Consider the following 13,656-nt stretch of genomic DNA (forward strand, 5'->3'; position numbering starts at 1 on the left):
AATATTACACGAATTTGCCAAAGGAGGATTAAAAATTATGTGGGTAATTTTAGAATCATTACTATTAATACTAATCCGAAGAAGAAAATAAAATTTATGTGTTTGCTCTTACAAAACTTGATGTGTTGTTATACTTAATTAAATAAAGGGATTATGGGAAGAAATAATGATAAGAATATAAAAAAACACAATGACAAGTTACACAAAACGCAAGCTAAGGCAAAACAAGCCGAAATGCTTAGAAAAGAAAAGCGGAAAGAAATTGTAAAAAAGTTTAACGAGGATAATCAAGACGCTAATAATTAAAAAAAATCCCAAATGGAAAAGGATAAGTACGCTACATTAAAAATCGAAGTTCAAGAAATTATCGATTTAATTGCTGCCAAAAATGCTAAAGAAGCAAATAATAAACTAATAGAGGTGAGTGAAAAATTAGATGATTTGTTAGACACATCTGAGGACGATGAGGACTTGATTGAAATTAGTAAATACCAAGTTTTATTAAATCAATTACACCAAAAAATTGTGGCACTTAATGGACACGTATAACAAATATGGAATGTTATTGTAATTCTCAAAAATTATTTAAAGATTGTTGTGAACCTTATTTAAAAGGAATTATGAACGCACCAACAGCCGAAGCTTTGATGCGTTCTCGATATGCAGCTTATGCAACACATCAAGCCGATTATTTACTAAAAACAACTCATACATCACAACGAGCCTTGTATTCTAAAGAAGACATTTTGTTATGGGCAACCAGCAATCAATGGCAAAAATTAGAAGTGCTAAAAGCTACTCCAACTACGGTGGAATTTAAAGCCTATTATTTAGACCAAAATAAATTGCCACACGTTCACCATGAATTTTCCACCTTTGTTCTCGAAGACCATATTTGGTATTACGTAGATGGAGATTATTACTAAAGATATTTTTTTTGTTGTTAACTGGTTTGAATTTAGGGATTTAGTGTTTTTTTTCCACAAGTCTTTGTAACTAGTGTAATAAGGTTTAATGATGCAGAAAAACCTGATTACTATTATTTATTATTCTTTTGTTAAATTAACCCCAGTAAACCGATTTATTAACCGACATTTGTGTTGAATATTATTTTCAAAACAACTGCTTATTGTGAATTTTGATTAAAGATAAGATTCTAAACTGATATGGAAACTTACGAAATCGAAAAAGAAAAATCTCACATTATTGTTGAAATTATTCAATATATCCCTAATGCTATTTTGAGCAAAACTATAATCAAGAAAACTACCGGCAATATAACGGCATCTTCTTTTGATGCAGGTGAAGAGTTAGCCGAAAAAACATCGCCTTTTGATAATTACATTCAAATTATTGATGGTACGGCTGAAATAATTATAAATGAGCAAACTCATAAACTTACCTTAGGACAAGGAATTGTTATTCCTGCTCATTCTACTCATTGTTTTAACGCCAATGTGCAATTTAAAATGATTTCCACCATCATCAAATCTGGTTACGAAGACTAACCCAAACTTCTATTAGGTATTTGATTGTTTAATTTTAGTTAATAATTATGAGACTCTACATCAAATACATGGTAAGCATTCGCTGTAAAATGGTAGTGAAAGGGGAATTAGACAAACTAAATCTAAACTACTTTATTGTGGACTTAGGTACAGTAGATATTATTGGAGATTTAACAGAAGAACAGCGTGAAAAACTACAAGTTGGTCTTTTGTATTCTGGTTTAGAATTGATTGATGATAAAAAAGCGATTTTAATTGAAAAAATAAAAAATGTTATCATCGAAATGGTTCATTATACTGATGAACTTCCTAAAGTAAATTATTCAGATTACATTAGCGAAAAATTAGGAATTGATTACACTTACTTATCAAAAATTTTCTCGGAAGTAAAAGGAATTACAATTGAACATTTTATCATTGCTCATAAAATTGAGCGTGTTAAAGAACTGCTTTTGTATGATGAATTGAATCTTACTCAAATATCATACATGCTAAATTACAGCAGTGTGGCGCACTTATCCCGCCAATTTAAAAAAGTAACTGGTCTTACTCCTAGTTACTTTAAACAACTTAAAGATAAGAAAAGAATCACACTTGAAAATATCTGAATTGTACAACATAAATACGTTATTGTACAACAGCTTTTAGTTAAATAGCGCTACTTTTGACTATATAAAGTTGTATGTTTTTTTAAAAATTATATACTAAATTATGGTAAGTAATCACTTTAATTAGTGGTTCGATATGAACTCAATTAAAATGAGACTTCATTTTATTGTGATCAATTTAAGAAATGTCAGGATTACGCAAATTTTAATCCTTAGAAAGACAATTTCTTAAATCCAGATCATGCTGGAAGACTTATGTGATTTTTTAAGTTTATTACTTATAAATTTTCAAAAAATTATTTAAGCCAACTAAAAATCAACACCAGATTTCATGAATTTTAAAAAAATAGCTTTTAATCGGATTTAAAGATCCATTAAACGGATTATTTTTTTAAACTGGACAAGACGGTATAATTTAGATTATAATTGGTAAAATCGATAAAGTTTTGTTAAAAATACATTTTTGAGGTTTTTTTCATGAATATTTTTGTTGTTTTTCTAACAATAATTAGTTGATGGGTAATGTTATTTAATGCTTAAATCGCATTTTTTTATCTGTTTTATTCAGAATATTTTTTTTTGATTTTTTGTACTTCAGTTGAAAGTTTCTAATTCAAATAACATAAATACTAAAGTAAGATTTGTTAAAAAAACACATTTAATACCTTAAATAAACCAAATTGTCCTAGTTAAGGAATAAATAGCACTTTTAATAAGCAAAAATAAGTAGCAAAAACTTACTTTTATCTTGTTAAAATTTAGTTAATACTAGAGCCTTTTTTTGGGGGAATTAAATCTCATTATTAATTATTTAAATTTTGGTTATGATTAAATCTAATGTATATATAAACATCAGGAAAATAAGAGAATTAAAAAATTTAACTAGAGAATATGTCGCAGAAGAACTGAAAATGAGTATGAGTGGATATGGAAAAATTGAACGGGGTGATGTTGATTTGACTGTATCAAAACTAATTGAAATCTCAAAGGTTTTAGATGTTTCTATAGAATTTATTTTCAAATTTGATGTTTCTATCTTTTTCAACGATACTAAAGCACAATAGTGTTTAAAGAACAAATTAAGTAAAGGTTTGTGTAATAATATAAATCTAAATCTTCTTTTTATGTAGCAAGTTTCTTCAATGAACCTACAGAGTTTGATAAGGTGAAACAATAATTTAATAAGCATGATTATGGTTGCAAAAAATATCTATAACAATATTAGACAGTTTCGAGAGCAAAAAAAGCATAGTGCAGATTATATGGCTATCCAAATGGAAATGAGTGTTAAGAAATATTTACAAATTGAAAAAGGAAGTGTCGATCTAAAAATGTCTAAACTGGACAAACTAGTCAAGATTTTAGGTGTCAAAAAAAGTGAAATATTTAAATTAGATTATTAAATATTTCACTTTTTTTTTGCTGCTTAAAAAGGATAAAATCTTTTGGTTTTATACTAAACTAACTCGTGTAGAGCCCAATGTCATTAAGCTAAGGGGGTTTTTGATTAAAGATTAACGATTGCTGATTTCAGATTTTTGTTTTAGTAAATAAAAATCCCTCGATTTTACCAGTCTCGCACATCTGCAATCAAATTATCTTTCTATCCTTAACTTAAAGACATTGGAACTGAGTCCTCGAGGTGTTTCATGTTACACCCAAATTTACACAAACAAAAAAATCTGTGTAAGCTGCCTTTCGGCAGACAGCTCTGTGATGAGAAAATAAAAAATGAAGCAGAGCTTCGAGGAATTAAATCTAAAAAGATTAAAAAAATAATAAAGAGTTTTTATTATAAGTAATAAGAATAATGTATTGTCATATAAAATTACCGCAATTCCTGATGTGGTCTAATTTATTATTAATTAAGAAACTAGAGTAAGATAAGTAACTTATTGACTTATTTGGTCAAAATAAATAACATTATTTCACCCCAATTAACTGGTAATGAAAATATTAGTTAAAACTCTGTATTGATTTTTATTGGTGTTTTACTTTTAAAACATAACCTATAGATTCTAAAATTAAAACATAATGCGTTTTAGTAATGTCTTGGATAATTGCATTTTGTTCACAAAAAGGGCCAGAATGTAACTTTATCTTCTGTCCAATTTGATATTGCATTACTGAAATTTCTGTAGCAGTATCCCCCACATCCAGCCATTCTTTTATAATCTCAATTTCTTTGTCTTTTACAATAGCGTGTTTTCCTAACCAAAATAAATACCTTACTACACCTGGAGATAGGAAAACTTTATTTCTATCTTTTTCGGCTAACTGTACAAACATATAGTTATTGAATAATGGTACTTCAATCTTTTTTTTTCTATCCGATCGTTCTACTATTTTTTTTATCATAGGACAATAACAATGTACACCCAATCGGGTTAATTGTTCAGTTGCTCTTTTCTCCCATTTGGGTTTTGTGTATACTACGTACCATTTCATTGTCTATATTTTTTAATTTTATTAGGATATACTTTTAGATAATTTCAATTTAGTTCTTGTTTTTTTTGTAATTGTATTGCTCCGTCAGCTTTATATTATGTTGTTTTTAGGGGTTTGATTATTAGTTAGTTGTTTTTTTAATCTTAAGATTTTTATTGTTTTTTTTAACTAAGTTTCAATATCATAAAATTAATTTCTATCCTTATCATTTACTTGTTGATATTATATTTTTTTTTCCTGATTAAGGATTTTTAACAACCAAAATAGGGTTTTTAAACTTCATCGCTGAGTTAATTTTGTCCTTAATTATCAATGGTAATATTGATTCTTTTCAGGAGTTTTTATTCTGCAATAGGAATCAATTTGTAGAAGTTATAAATTCAGATTTTTTAATTGATACAGCATTTATTTTTTTCTTTTTGAGTAGTTAAAATGTAACTATTCACGGGGTACCCCTATTCAATTTCCAAAAAAATTGATATCATACTATATAGGTACCCAATACTTTATCAGAACTATTTTATAGTACAAAAAACACGGTATTTTAATTTTAAACATTAAACATATGAAAACAGGAATCACCTTTAGCGCCTTTGATTTGTTACATGCAGGACACATTAAAATGCTTGAAGAAGCAAAACAAAAATGTGATTATTTAATTGTGGGCTTACAAACAGATCCAACTTTAGACAGACCAACAAAAAACAAACCCACACAATCTGTTGTAGAACGTTACATACAACTAAAGGGCTGTAAATTTGTTGACGAAATAGTTCCTTACGCTACTGAACAAGATTTAGAGGATATTTTAAAATCCTTTGCAATTGATTTGAGAATTGTGGGCGATGAGTATAAAGAAAAAGATTTCACGGGAAGAACATATTGTGAGGAAAAGGGCATCTTCTTGTACTTTAATACTAGAGATCACCGTTTTTCGAGTACGAGTCTACGTCAGGAAGTATTTAAAAAAGAACTTTCAAGCCAAAAGTAATGGAACTTAATAACACTCTAACTCATGTTGTTTTAAGTGGTGGAATAGGTAGTCGATTGTGGCCTCTTTCCCGAAAAAGCCAACCTAAACAATACCTGGAGCTTTTTGATGGACAATCCCTTTTTGAAAAAGTAGTGGCTCGCAATGAAAATATATCCAATAAAATAATTGTTGTTGGTAATATTGAAAATTATAAAATGAGTAATAAGATTATGTCTAAAATGGACAAAAACTTTACTCATATTGTAGAAGCCATTCCGCGAAATACTGCTGCAGCTATTGCGTTTGCAGCATTTGCATCTGAATGGGATGACGTTTTATTAGTTACACCGTCAGATCATGTTATAGAGGGAAGTACAATGTATGATACTGCCTTAAAACAAGCAATTGTATTAGCTAATCAAAATTTTCTGGTCACCTTTGGCGTTAAGCCAACTAAAGCAGAAACAGGATATGGCTATATTGAATTTGATAATGAAAACGTTATTGCTTTTCATGAAAAACCCAATTTAGAAACAGCAACTTCGTACCTTGATAAAGGAAATTATTTTTGGAACAGCGGACTTTTTTGTTTTAAATCAGGTGCTTTTTTAGCCGAATTAGAAAAACAAGAACCAGAAGTATATACCGCTGCAAAACTAGCTTGGGAAGCCAATAAAAACGGTTTTCTGGATTATGAACTGTCACTTAGAATTCCTTCTATCAGTGTTGATTTTGCGGTAATGGAACGAAGTACTAATATTAAAGTGGTCCCCACTCATTTTGAGTGGTCTGATTTAGGTTCGTTTGAATCGGTGTATGATTACTTAGTTCTTAAAGGACATCCCACAGATATTTCTGGAAATATTGTAATAGGTACTGCTATTCATACCTCTTTTGTAGGGCTCAAAAACTGTTTGTTGATACACACCGATGATGCTTTATTGATTTTAAAAAAAGAAAATTCTCAAGAGGTAAAACAGGTCTATCAACAATTAGAATTATTAGAGTCCCCTTTATTATAAATGAATATTTTTAAACAGTAAGAATCACATGATTTACAAAAATTCCATAATATACATAGCGGGTCACAAAGGAATGGTGGGTAATGCTATTTGGAGAACTTTGAATGCAAAAGGCTATACAAATTTGGTGGGCGCTTCTAGTAAAGACTTGGATTTGAGAAATCAAAAAGCAGTGATGGATTTTATCCAAAAAACAAAACCAGACGTTATTATCGATGCTGCGGCTAAGGTGGGAGGTATCTTAGCTAACAAAAATTTTCCGTATCAATTCTTGATGGAAAATATGCAAATACAAAACAACCTTATTGATATAGCCCATCGGTCGGCAGTTGAGAAGTTTATTTTTTTGGGAAGTTCGTGTATTTATCCTAAACTAGCACCTCAGCCATTAAAGGAAGAATATTTGCTAACAGCTCCTTTAGAACCCACGAACGAATGGTATGCTTTGGCAAAAATTAGTGGTGTAAAAGCCTGTGAAGCCATACGCAAGCAATTTGAAAAAGATTTTGTGAGTTTAATGCCAACCAATTTATACGGTACACATGATAATTTTGATTTGAACAGTTCTCATGTTTTGCCGGCTATGATTCGCAAATTTCATGAAGCCAAACAAAATAATAATGCCGTAGTAGTGCTTTGGGGAACGGGAACTCCTTTACGAGAATTTTTATTTGTAGATGATATGGCTGCAGCTGTAGTTTTTGCTTTAGAAAACCAACTTCCTGATTATTTGTATAATGTGGGAACAGGACAAGATTTATCCATCAAGGAATTAGCTGCAATGGTTCAAAAAATAGTAGGACATACTGGAGAAATCATCTGGGACGATACTAAACCTGATGGAACACCACGAAAATTAATGAATGTGTCTAAAATGAATGCCATCGGATGGAAACATCAGGTGAATTTAGAAGACGGAATTCAAAAAACCTACACTTGGTTTTTGGAAAACATCCAAAATTTCAAACAAAAAAATTATTAATTGGTTGCCTCAGCAATCTAGTTCTCTTCAAAGTTCTTTCCACTTAGGACTTTATCTCTTTTGCGACTTTGCGCCACAATGCCTTTGTGCCTAATAATTACAACATGATTTCATTACAAAAAACAGCCTTCATTACAGGAGTAACTGGTCAGGACGGAGCTTACTTAAGTGAATTTTTATTAAAAAAAGGCTATATCGTTCACGGATTAAAAAGACGTACTTCTTCATTTAATACAGATCGAATTGATCATTTGTATCAAGACCCTCACGTAGAAAACAGGAACTTCATTTTACATTATGGAGACATGACCGATAGTACTAATTTGACTCGTTTGATTCAAGAAATCAAGCCTGATGAAATTTACAATTTGGCGGCCATGAGTCACGTAGCTGTTTCATTTGAAACTCCGGAATATACAGGAAATGCGGATGGATTAGGAACCTTACGACTTTTGGAAGCAATTCGTTTTTTAGGATTAGAAAAAAAGACTCGTATTTATCAGGCATCAACTTCAGAGTTGTATGGCAAAGTACAAGAAGTACCTCAGTCAGAAACTACTCCTTTTTATCCACGTTCGCCGTATGCTGTGGCTAAGATGTACGCTTTTTGGATTACTGTAAATTACAGAGAAGCTTATGGTATGTATGCTTGCAACGGGATTTTGTTTAATCATGAGTCACCCATTCGTGGAGAAACTTTTGTAACACGAAAAATTACCAGAGCGACTTCAAGAATTGCCTTAGGATTACAAGACAAATTGTATTTAGGAAATCTGGATGCAAAACGCGACTGGGGTCATGCTAAAGATTACATCCGCATGATGTGGATGATTTTGCAAGCTGACGAACCCGAAGATTGGGTAATTGCTACAGGAACAACCACTCCAGTTCGTGAATTTGTACGGATGAGTTTTGCCGAAGTAGGTATTGAATTAGAATTTATAGGTGAAGGTGTAGATGAGAAAGGCTATGTAAAAACCTGTAACAATCCAGATTATCAGGTTTTAATAGGTAAAGAAGTATTAGCTGTTGATGCCAAATATTTTAGACCTACAGAAGTAGATTTGCTAATAGGTGATCCTACTAAAGCCAAAACGAAATTGGGTTGGGAATGCCAATACGACTTAGCAGCATTAGTGAAAGATATGATGCAATCGGATTTAACGCTGATGTGTAAAGATCAATATTTGAAAGAGGGTGGTTATGCTACTTTGAATTATTTCGAATAGTTGAAAAAGGAGTTCCAACATTACATTTTCTACTTTTTTAAAAAATCATTAAAATGAAAATCAAAAATATTTGTTGTTTAGGTGCTGGCTATGTAGGTGGTCCAACAATGTCGGTTATTGCCTTGAAATGTCCAGAAATTAAAGTAACTGTTGTCGATTTAAATCAAGTGCGCATTGCCGCATGGAATGACGAAGATTTAGATAATTTACCTGTTTATGAACCCGGACTTGCCGAAGTGATTCGTGAAGCTAGAGGTCGGAATTTGTTTTTTTCTACAGATGTAGAAAGTGCAATAGATGCTGCGGACATGATTTTTATAGCCGTAAATACGCCAACTAAAACTTATGGTGAAGGAAAAGGGATGGCGGCTGATCTCAAATTTGTTGAGTTGTGTGCTCGCCAAATTGCCCAAATAGCGAAGAATGATAAAATTATTGTCGAAAAATCGACTTTACCCGTACGAACAGCCGAAACCTTGCAGACTATTTTAGATCGAACAGGAAATGGTGTCAAATTTGAAGTACTTTCTAATCCAGAGTTTTTGGCCGAAGGAACTGCTATTAATGATTTATTTAATGCGGATCGTGTTTTAATTGGTGGAAACCAAACGGAAAGTGGTCAAAGAGCAATTCAATCTTTGGTTGATATTTATGCACATTGGTTGTCACCAAAACAGATTTTAACTACCAATGTATGGTCATCGGAGTTATCTAAATTAACAGCGAACGCATTTTTAGCACAACGCATTTCATCAATCAATGCTTTGTCTGCTTTGTGTGAAGCTACCGAAGCTGATGTTGATGAAGTGGCCAATGCCATTGGGACTGATAGTCGAATAGGATCTAAATTTCTCAAAGCCTCGGTAGGTTTTGGTGGATCTTGTTTTCAAAAAGACATTTTAAATCTGGTGTATTTGTGTCGTTATTTTAATTTGCCTGAAGTCGCTAATTATTGGGAGCAAGTAATTATTTTGAACGATTACCAAAAATATCGTTTTGCAAAAAACATTATTACTACACTATTTAATACTGTTAGCGGAAAAAAAATCGCCTTTTTGGGTTGGGCCTTTAAGAAGGATACCAATGATACCCGCGAGTCGGCTGCTATTTATGTAGCGGAACACCTGATTGAAGACGGTGCCGATATTCATATCTACGACCCTAAAGTTTCGGAGTCAAAAATTATGGCTGACATGCGTTATTTATGGGAGTTAAAAGGACTAACAGAGCAAAGAATTACTTCTAAATTAAAACAAATATTTGTTTATCAATCTCCTATGGAAGCGCTCGATCAGGCACATGCCATTGCTGTTTTGACGGAATGGGATGAATTTAAAAGCTATGATTGGGAAGAAATTTATCAAAATATGTACCAGCCAGCATTTGTTTTTGATGGACGTAATATTTTGGATGATGAAAAATTAAAAGAAATTGGTTTCGAAATCAAAGGAATTGGAAAAGTGAATTCATTTCAGTTGGAAAAAACATCTATTTTTTAACTTTATTATTTCCGTTTTTTGAAAGATACTTTAATAAAATTAAGACAACATCCTCAGTACGATACAGTTGTTGGTTGGGGGAAATTGATTTCTATTACAGGAAGTGCCCAAATTATTGTGCAGGCCGTTGGATTTGTTTGCGGGATTCTCATCATACGCTTGTTGCCCGTTCAGGAATATGCTTTTTATACCTTGGCGAATACCATGTTAGGTACCATGACGGTATTAGCTGATAGCGGAATTTCTACTGGAGTGATGGCTCAAGGAGGAAAGGTGTGGCAGGATAAAGAAAAATTAGGTGCTGTTTTAGCGACAGGTTTGGATTTAAGAAAAAAATTTGGAATTGCAAGTTTATTGGTTTCCATACCTATTTTATGTTATCTCTTATTACACAACGGAGCGAGTGTAGTAACAACCTTGCTTATAGCAATAGCCTTAATTCCTGCATTTTATGCAGCTTTATCCGATTCATTATTGGAAATCGTACCTAAATTACATCAAACGATACTTCCACTACAAAAAAACCAAGTGGGTGTTGGTTTAGGACGCTTAGTATTAACTGGATTGACAATGTTTATATTTCCCTGGGCATTTATAGCCATTTTAGCGGCAGGTTTGCCTCGTATTTGGGGTAATGTTCAGTTGAGTAAAATAGGTTATAATTTAGCAGACAAGAACCAACAGCCCGATAAGGAAATCCGTATTGAAATTTTAAGTTTAGTAAAACGGATCATGCCAACGTCTATTTACTATTGTGTATCGGGACAAATTACCATTTGGTTAATTTCTTTTTTTGGAAATACTAATTCTATAGCACAACTGGGAGCTTTGGGAAGATTAAATATGTTGCTTTCACTATTTAGTGTTATCATCACCACTTTAATCATTCCTCGTTTTGCTAAATTGGCCTTGGATAAAAATCTTTTATCGCAACGTTTTATCCAAATTATGGGAATATTAGTTGTTCCCTTAAGTGCAGTGGTCGTGGTAGTTTATTTATTTCCAACTCCAATTCTCTGGCTTCTTGGTGATGCTTATAAAGGATTGCCTTTTGAATTGCTTTTAAGCGTTGTAGGAAGTTGCATCGGATTGATGACAGGAATTGTTTTTTCATTATACAATTGCAGAGGTTGGGCATTCAATCCTATTATTGGAATACCATTGGGTGCATTTGGGATTATTTTAGGTGCTCTTTTTTTTAAATTAACTACTCTTTTGGGGGCATTGTATTATAATCTGTTTTTAGCAGCTTATTCTTTTTTGGTCAATATTGGTTTTGCTTTTTACAATCTGTATAAGTTAAAAAAAAATAGTTAAAATACTTTCCCAGTTTCAAATCGGATAATAAATAATATAAATGACTGTCCGCTAAGCAGACCAAAAAATTATTATATTTTTTTAAACCATTAAGAAATTAAGAAAATTAAGTTTTTATCCTTAATGAACCTTAATTTCTAAATGGTTCAAGAGAAAATAACTTTATTTTTTTTATAAACCAACAAAATTCCTGGTTGGTATTAGTAACGGATAGTCAAAATAATTTAAGTACAAAACATGAAATTAAATATTCTCAGTAATAAGATAGGTTGGTTTGGAAAATTCTCGGGTTATGAATGCTTAACCGAATATTTTCCTAAAAGTGTGAGTTTAAAAATCACCAGTTCCAATTCGCATTTTTTTCAAAAGGCTTTTGGTAAATTGATTCAAAAATATGAGAAATGGAATGAAACCAGCCCTTCAGAAATTTTTGCAGAATTCAGTTTTGCGAACAAGATGTCTAAGAATAATATTTCCCATATCCTTTACATGGAAAGCCATCTTCATATTTTGCCTCTAGTACAAAAAAAGCAAAAAAAAATAGTAGCTACTATTCATTTACCCATAAGTCAATGGAGTGAAGAGTGGCTTCAGAAATTGAATTATTTAGAAAACGCCATCCTTTTGTATGGAGAAGAGGTAGATGAATTTAGTAAATACATTTCTCGAGAAAAAATCCATGTTATAAAACACGGGGTCGATATTGATTTTTTTAAACCAGGTTTTTCAACATTGGTTAAAAAGAATAAAATTCTGTTTGTGGGGCATTTTCTACGTGATTTTGATATGTTTATAAAAGTATATGATTTGCTTTTAGAGAGTGATTTTGGAAAAGAATTAGAGTTTCATTTTATTATTCCTGTAGCGTTTAGAAACATCGATGCATTGGCACCAATTGTTAATTCAGATAAGGTCTTTTTTCACGGAGGCTTAAGTGATGAAGAACTACTGGAATTTTATCAAACTAGTTATTTACTGTTAATGCCCATGATTGATTCTGGTGCTAATACAGCAATTGTTCAGGCCATTGCAACAGGATTACCAGTTGTAACCACAGACATAGGAGGAATACGATCTTATGGAGGAGGAGAAGTATTTGAGGTGATTGAAAGAAATGACTTTAAAGCCATGAGTGCCCTTTTTACAAAGTATTATAATGATTCTGATTTTAGAAATAGTGTTGCGGTGAAACAGCGGAATTTTGCATTAGAACAGTTGGATTGGAATGTCATTGCTAAACAGCACGTAACGGTTTACAAAGCAATTCTAGGAGATTTAAGAAAAAAATCGGTTTTAAAGGAGTAGAGCCTGTTTAAATTTATTTTTTTTAATAAATTTTCTTTTTCCTCATCCCGCCGCGGCGGGTGGAAAATTTCTTAAAAATTCATCAAAATTACACCCGACACGGCGGAATAGGGAAATTAATTTTAATAAATTTTAAACAGGCTCTAATAGTATTTACGATTTTTTTGAATTCTATCATTAAATATATACCAACTTATGTATCCAACTAAAATAGGGTTGCTGTTTAATAAATTAAATTATTTTTCCAATAAATTCCGAATTTTATTTTTTGAAATGAGGGGACTACAGGTTAAAAAAGGAACTCGTTTGGGGAATATTTCATGCGAATGGCCTAATAATTTATTCATTGGAAGTGATTGTGATATTCAAAATAATGTTGATTTTAGGATTGGTTCTCCTTTTAATAACGACTGTACAATAACTATTGGAGACAGAGTATTTATTGGCCGTTGCTGCGAGTTTGTATGTAGTACAGAAATAACAATAGGCAATGACTGTTTTATAGCCAGTAACACCACATTTAATGATACAGGCCATGAATATGCAAAACACACAATAATAAAAAACCAACCCTTAACAACTGGTAAAATAACCATAGAAGATGATGTATGGATTGGAACATCTTCCGTCCTTTTACAAGGAATTACAATTGGTAAAGGAGCCATAATTGGAGCTGGATCAGTAGTAAATAAATCCATACCAGAATATGAGGTTTGGGCAGGAGTACCCGCACGTTTTATAAAAAAAAGAATATAAAATAGAAAA

General features: G+C 31.8%; 16 protein-coding genes. 15 read left to right on the forward strand and 1 reads right to left on the reverse strand.

All coding sequences use genetic code 11. The features are described from left to right. Positions 1-153 precede the first annotated feature (153 nt). The 7 genes from AAGV28_RS08950 to AAGV28_RS08980 all read left to right on the forward strand — a co-directional run bounded on the left by AAGV28_RS08950 (position 154) and on the right by AAGV28_RS08980 (position 3,519). Complete coding sequence (locus AAGV28_RS08950) at positions 154-306, forward strand: hypothetical protein (protein WP_373406478.1); 153 nt, start codon at positions 154-156, stop codon at positions 304-306. Between the two features lie 12 nt (positions 307-318). Continuing rightward, a complete protein-coding gene (locus AAGV28_RS08955) occupies positions 319-549 on the forward strand; it encodes a hypothetical protein (RefSeq protein ID WP_373406479.1) in 231 nt (76 codons plus the stop codon). A 5-nt stretch (positions 550-554) separates the two neighbouring features. Beyond that, on the forward strand, positions 555-926 hold the full coding sequence (locus tag AAGV28_RS08960) for a YchJ family protein (protein WP_373406480.1): 372 nt from the start codon (positions 555-557) through the stop codon (positions 924-926). 240 nt (positions 927-1,166) lie between these two features. Next, complete coding sequence (locus tag AAGV28_RS08965) at positions 1,167-1,508, forward strand: cupin domain-containing protein (RefSeq protein ID WP_373406481.1); 342 nt, start codon at positions 1,167-1,169, stop codon at positions 1,506-1,508. Positions 1,509-1,555: 47 nt separating this feature from the next. Beyond that, on the forward strand, positions 1,556-2,116 hold the full coding sequence (locus tag AAGV28_RS08970) for a helix-turn-helix domain-containing protein (RefSeq protein ID WP_373406482.1): 561 nt from the start codon (positions 1,556-1,558) through the stop codon (positions 2,114-2,116). An 824-nt stretch (positions 2,117-2,940) separates the two neighbouring features. Then, positions 2,941-3,180: a helix-turn-helix domain-containing protein gene (locus AAGV28_RS08975; RefSeq protein WP_373406483.1), complete on the forward strand. Its 240-nt coding sequence runs from the start codon at positions 2,941-2,943 to the stop codon at positions 3,178-3,180. A 129-nt stretch (positions 3,181-3,309) separates the two neighbouring features. Continuing rightward, entirely contained in the window at positions 3,310-3,519 is a 210-nt protein-coding gene (locus AAGV28_RS08980) for a helix-turn-helix transcriptional regulator (RefSeq protein ID WP_373406484.1), read from the forward strand. Positions 3,520-4,096: 577 nt separating this feature from the next. On the opposite strand, the gene AAGV28_RS08985 is transcribed toward AAGV28_RS08980, so the two are convergent. Further along, a complete protein-coding gene (locus tag AAGV28_RS08985) occupies positions 4,097-4,564 on the reverse strand; it encodes a UpxY family transcription antiterminator (protein ID WP_373406485.1) in 468 nt (155 codons plus the stop codon). 565 nt (positions 4,565-5,129) lie between these two features. On the opposite strand from AAGV28_RS08985, the gene AAGV28_RS08990 reads away from it, so the two are divergent. From AAGV28_RS08990 to AAGV28_RS09025, 8 genes are all read left to right on the forward strand, one after another. Further along, positions 5,130-5,555, forward strand: a complete 426-nt coding sequence (locus tag AAGV28_RS08990; RefSeq protein ID WP_373406486.1) for an adenylyltransferase/cytidyltransferase family protein — start codon at positions 5,130-5,132, stop codon at positions 5,553-5,555. Next, the gene (locus tag AAGV28_RS08995; protein ID WP_373406487.1) at positions 5,555-6,559 is read left to right on the forward strand and encodes a mannose-1-phosphate guanylyltransferase; all 1,005 of its coding nucleotides are present in this window, start codon (positions 5,555-5,557) and stop codon (positions 6,557-6,559) included. The genes AAGV28_RS08990 and AAGV28_RS08995 overlap by 1 nt, the downstream gene beginning before the upstream one ends. Before the next feature lie 28 nt (positions 6,560-6,587). Beyond that, complete coding sequence (locus AAGV28_RS09000; protein WP_373406488.1) at positions 6,588-7,541, forward strand: GDP-L-fucose synthase family protein; 954 nt, start codon at positions 6,588-6,590, stop codon at positions 7,539-7,541. Between the two features lie 104 nt (positions 7,542-7,645). Further along, complete coding sequence (gene gmd, locus AAGV28_RS09005) at positions 7,646-8,770, forward strand: GDP-mannose 4,6-dehydratase (RefSeq protein WP_373406489.1); 1,125 nt, start codon at positions 7,646-7,648, stop codon at positions 8,768-8,770. Positions 8,771-8,823: 53 nt separating this feature from the next. After that, on the forward strand, positions 8,824-10,269 hold the full coding sequence (locus tag AAGV28_RS09010) for a UDP-glucose 6-dehydrogenase (RefSeq protein ID WP_373406490.1): 1,446 nt from the start codon (positions 8,824-8,826) through the stop codon (positions 10,267-10,269). A gap of 18 nt (positions 10,270-10,287) precedes the next feature. After that, complete coding sequence (locus tag AAGV28_RS09015; RefSeq protein WP_373406491.1) at positions 10,288-11,586, forward strand: MATE family efflux transporter; 1,299 nt, start codon at positions 10,288-10,290, stop codon at positions 11,584-11,586. A gap of 237 nt (positions 11,587-11,823) precedes the next feature. Further along, on the forward strand, positions 11,824-12,891 hold the full coding sequence (locus AAGV28_RS09020) for a glycosyltransferase family 4 protein (RefSeq protein WP_373406492.1): 1,068 nt from the start codon (positions 11,824-11,826) through the stop codon (positions 12,889-12,891). Positions 12,892-13,164: 273 nt separating this feature from the next. Further along, positions 13,165-13,647 (forward strand): acyltransferase, encoded by a 483-nt coding sequence (locus tag AAGV28_RS09025; protein WP_373406493.1) that lies wholly within the window; start codon positions 13,165-13,167, stop codon positions 13,645-13,647. Positions 13,648-13,656 lie beyond the last annotated feature (9 nt).

This window comes from Flavobacterium zubiriense, from assembly GCF_041729725.1.
Taxonomy (GTDB): domain Bacteria; phylum Bacteroidota; class Bacteroidia; order Flavobacteriales; family Flavobacteriaceae; genus Flavobacterium; species Flavobacterium zubiriense.

Bases quoted from the DNA above. Each gene is read 5' to 3' on its own strand.
- AAGV28_RS08975 (WP_373406483.1), top strand. From the start codon at position 2,941: ATGATTAAATCTAATGTATATATAAACATCAGGAAAATAAGAGAATTA.
- AAGV28_RS08965 (WP_373406481.1), top strand. From the start codon at position 1,167: ATGGAAACTTACGAAATCGAAAAAGAAAAATCTCACATTATTGTTGAA.
- AAGV28_RS08985 (WP_373406485.1), bottom strand. From the start codon at position 4,564: ATGAAATGGTACGTAGTATACACAAAACCCAAATGGGAGAAAAGAGCA.
- AAGV28_RS09025 (WP_373406493.1), top strand. From the start codon at position 13,165: ATGAGGGGACTACAGGTTAAAAAAGGAACTCGTTTGGGGAATATTTCA.
- AAGV28_RS08970 (WP_373406482.1), top strand. From the start codon at position 1,556: ATGAGACTCTACATCAAATACATGGTAAGCATTCGCTGTAAAATGGTA.
- gmd (WP_373406489.1), top strand. From the start codon at position 7,646: ATGATTTCATTACAAAAAACAGCCTTCATTACAGGAGTAACTGGTCAG.
- AAGV28_RS08995 (WP_373406487.1), top strand. From the start codon at position 5,555: ATGGAACTTAATAACACTCTAACTCATGTTGTTTTAAGTGGTGGAATA.
- AAGV28_RS08960 (WP_373406480.1), top strand. From the start codon at position 555: ATGGAATGTTATTGTAATTCTCAAAAATTATTTAAAGATTGTTGTGAA.
- AAGV28_RS09000 (WP_373406488.1), top strand. From the start codon at position 6,588: ATGATTTACAAAAATTCCATAATATACATAGCGGGTCACAAAGGAATG.
- AAGV28_RS08980 (WP_373406484.1), top strand. From the start codon at position 3,310: ATGGTTGCAAAAAATATCTATAACAATATTAGACAGTTTCGAGAGCAA.
- AAGV28_RS08990 (WP_373406486.1), top strand. From the start codon at position 5,130: ATGAAAACAGGAATCACCTTTAGCGCCTTTGATTTGTTACATGCAGGA.
- AAGV28_RS09010 (WP_373406490.1), top strand. From the start codon at position 8,824: ATGAAAATCAAAAATATTTGTTGTTTAGGTGCTGGCTATGTAGGTGGT.
- AAGV28_RS09020 (WP_373406492.1), top strand. From the start codon at position 11,824: ATGAAATTAAATATTCTCAGTAATAAGATAGGTTGGTTTGGAAAATTC.
- AAGV28_RS08950 (WP_373406478.1), top strand. From the start codon at position 154: ATGGGAAGAAATAATGATAAGAATATAAAAAAACACAATGACAAGTTA.
- AAGV28_RS08955 (WP_373406479.1), top strand. From the start codon at position 319: ATGGAAAAGGATAAGTACGCTACATTAAAAATCGAAGTTCAAGAAATT.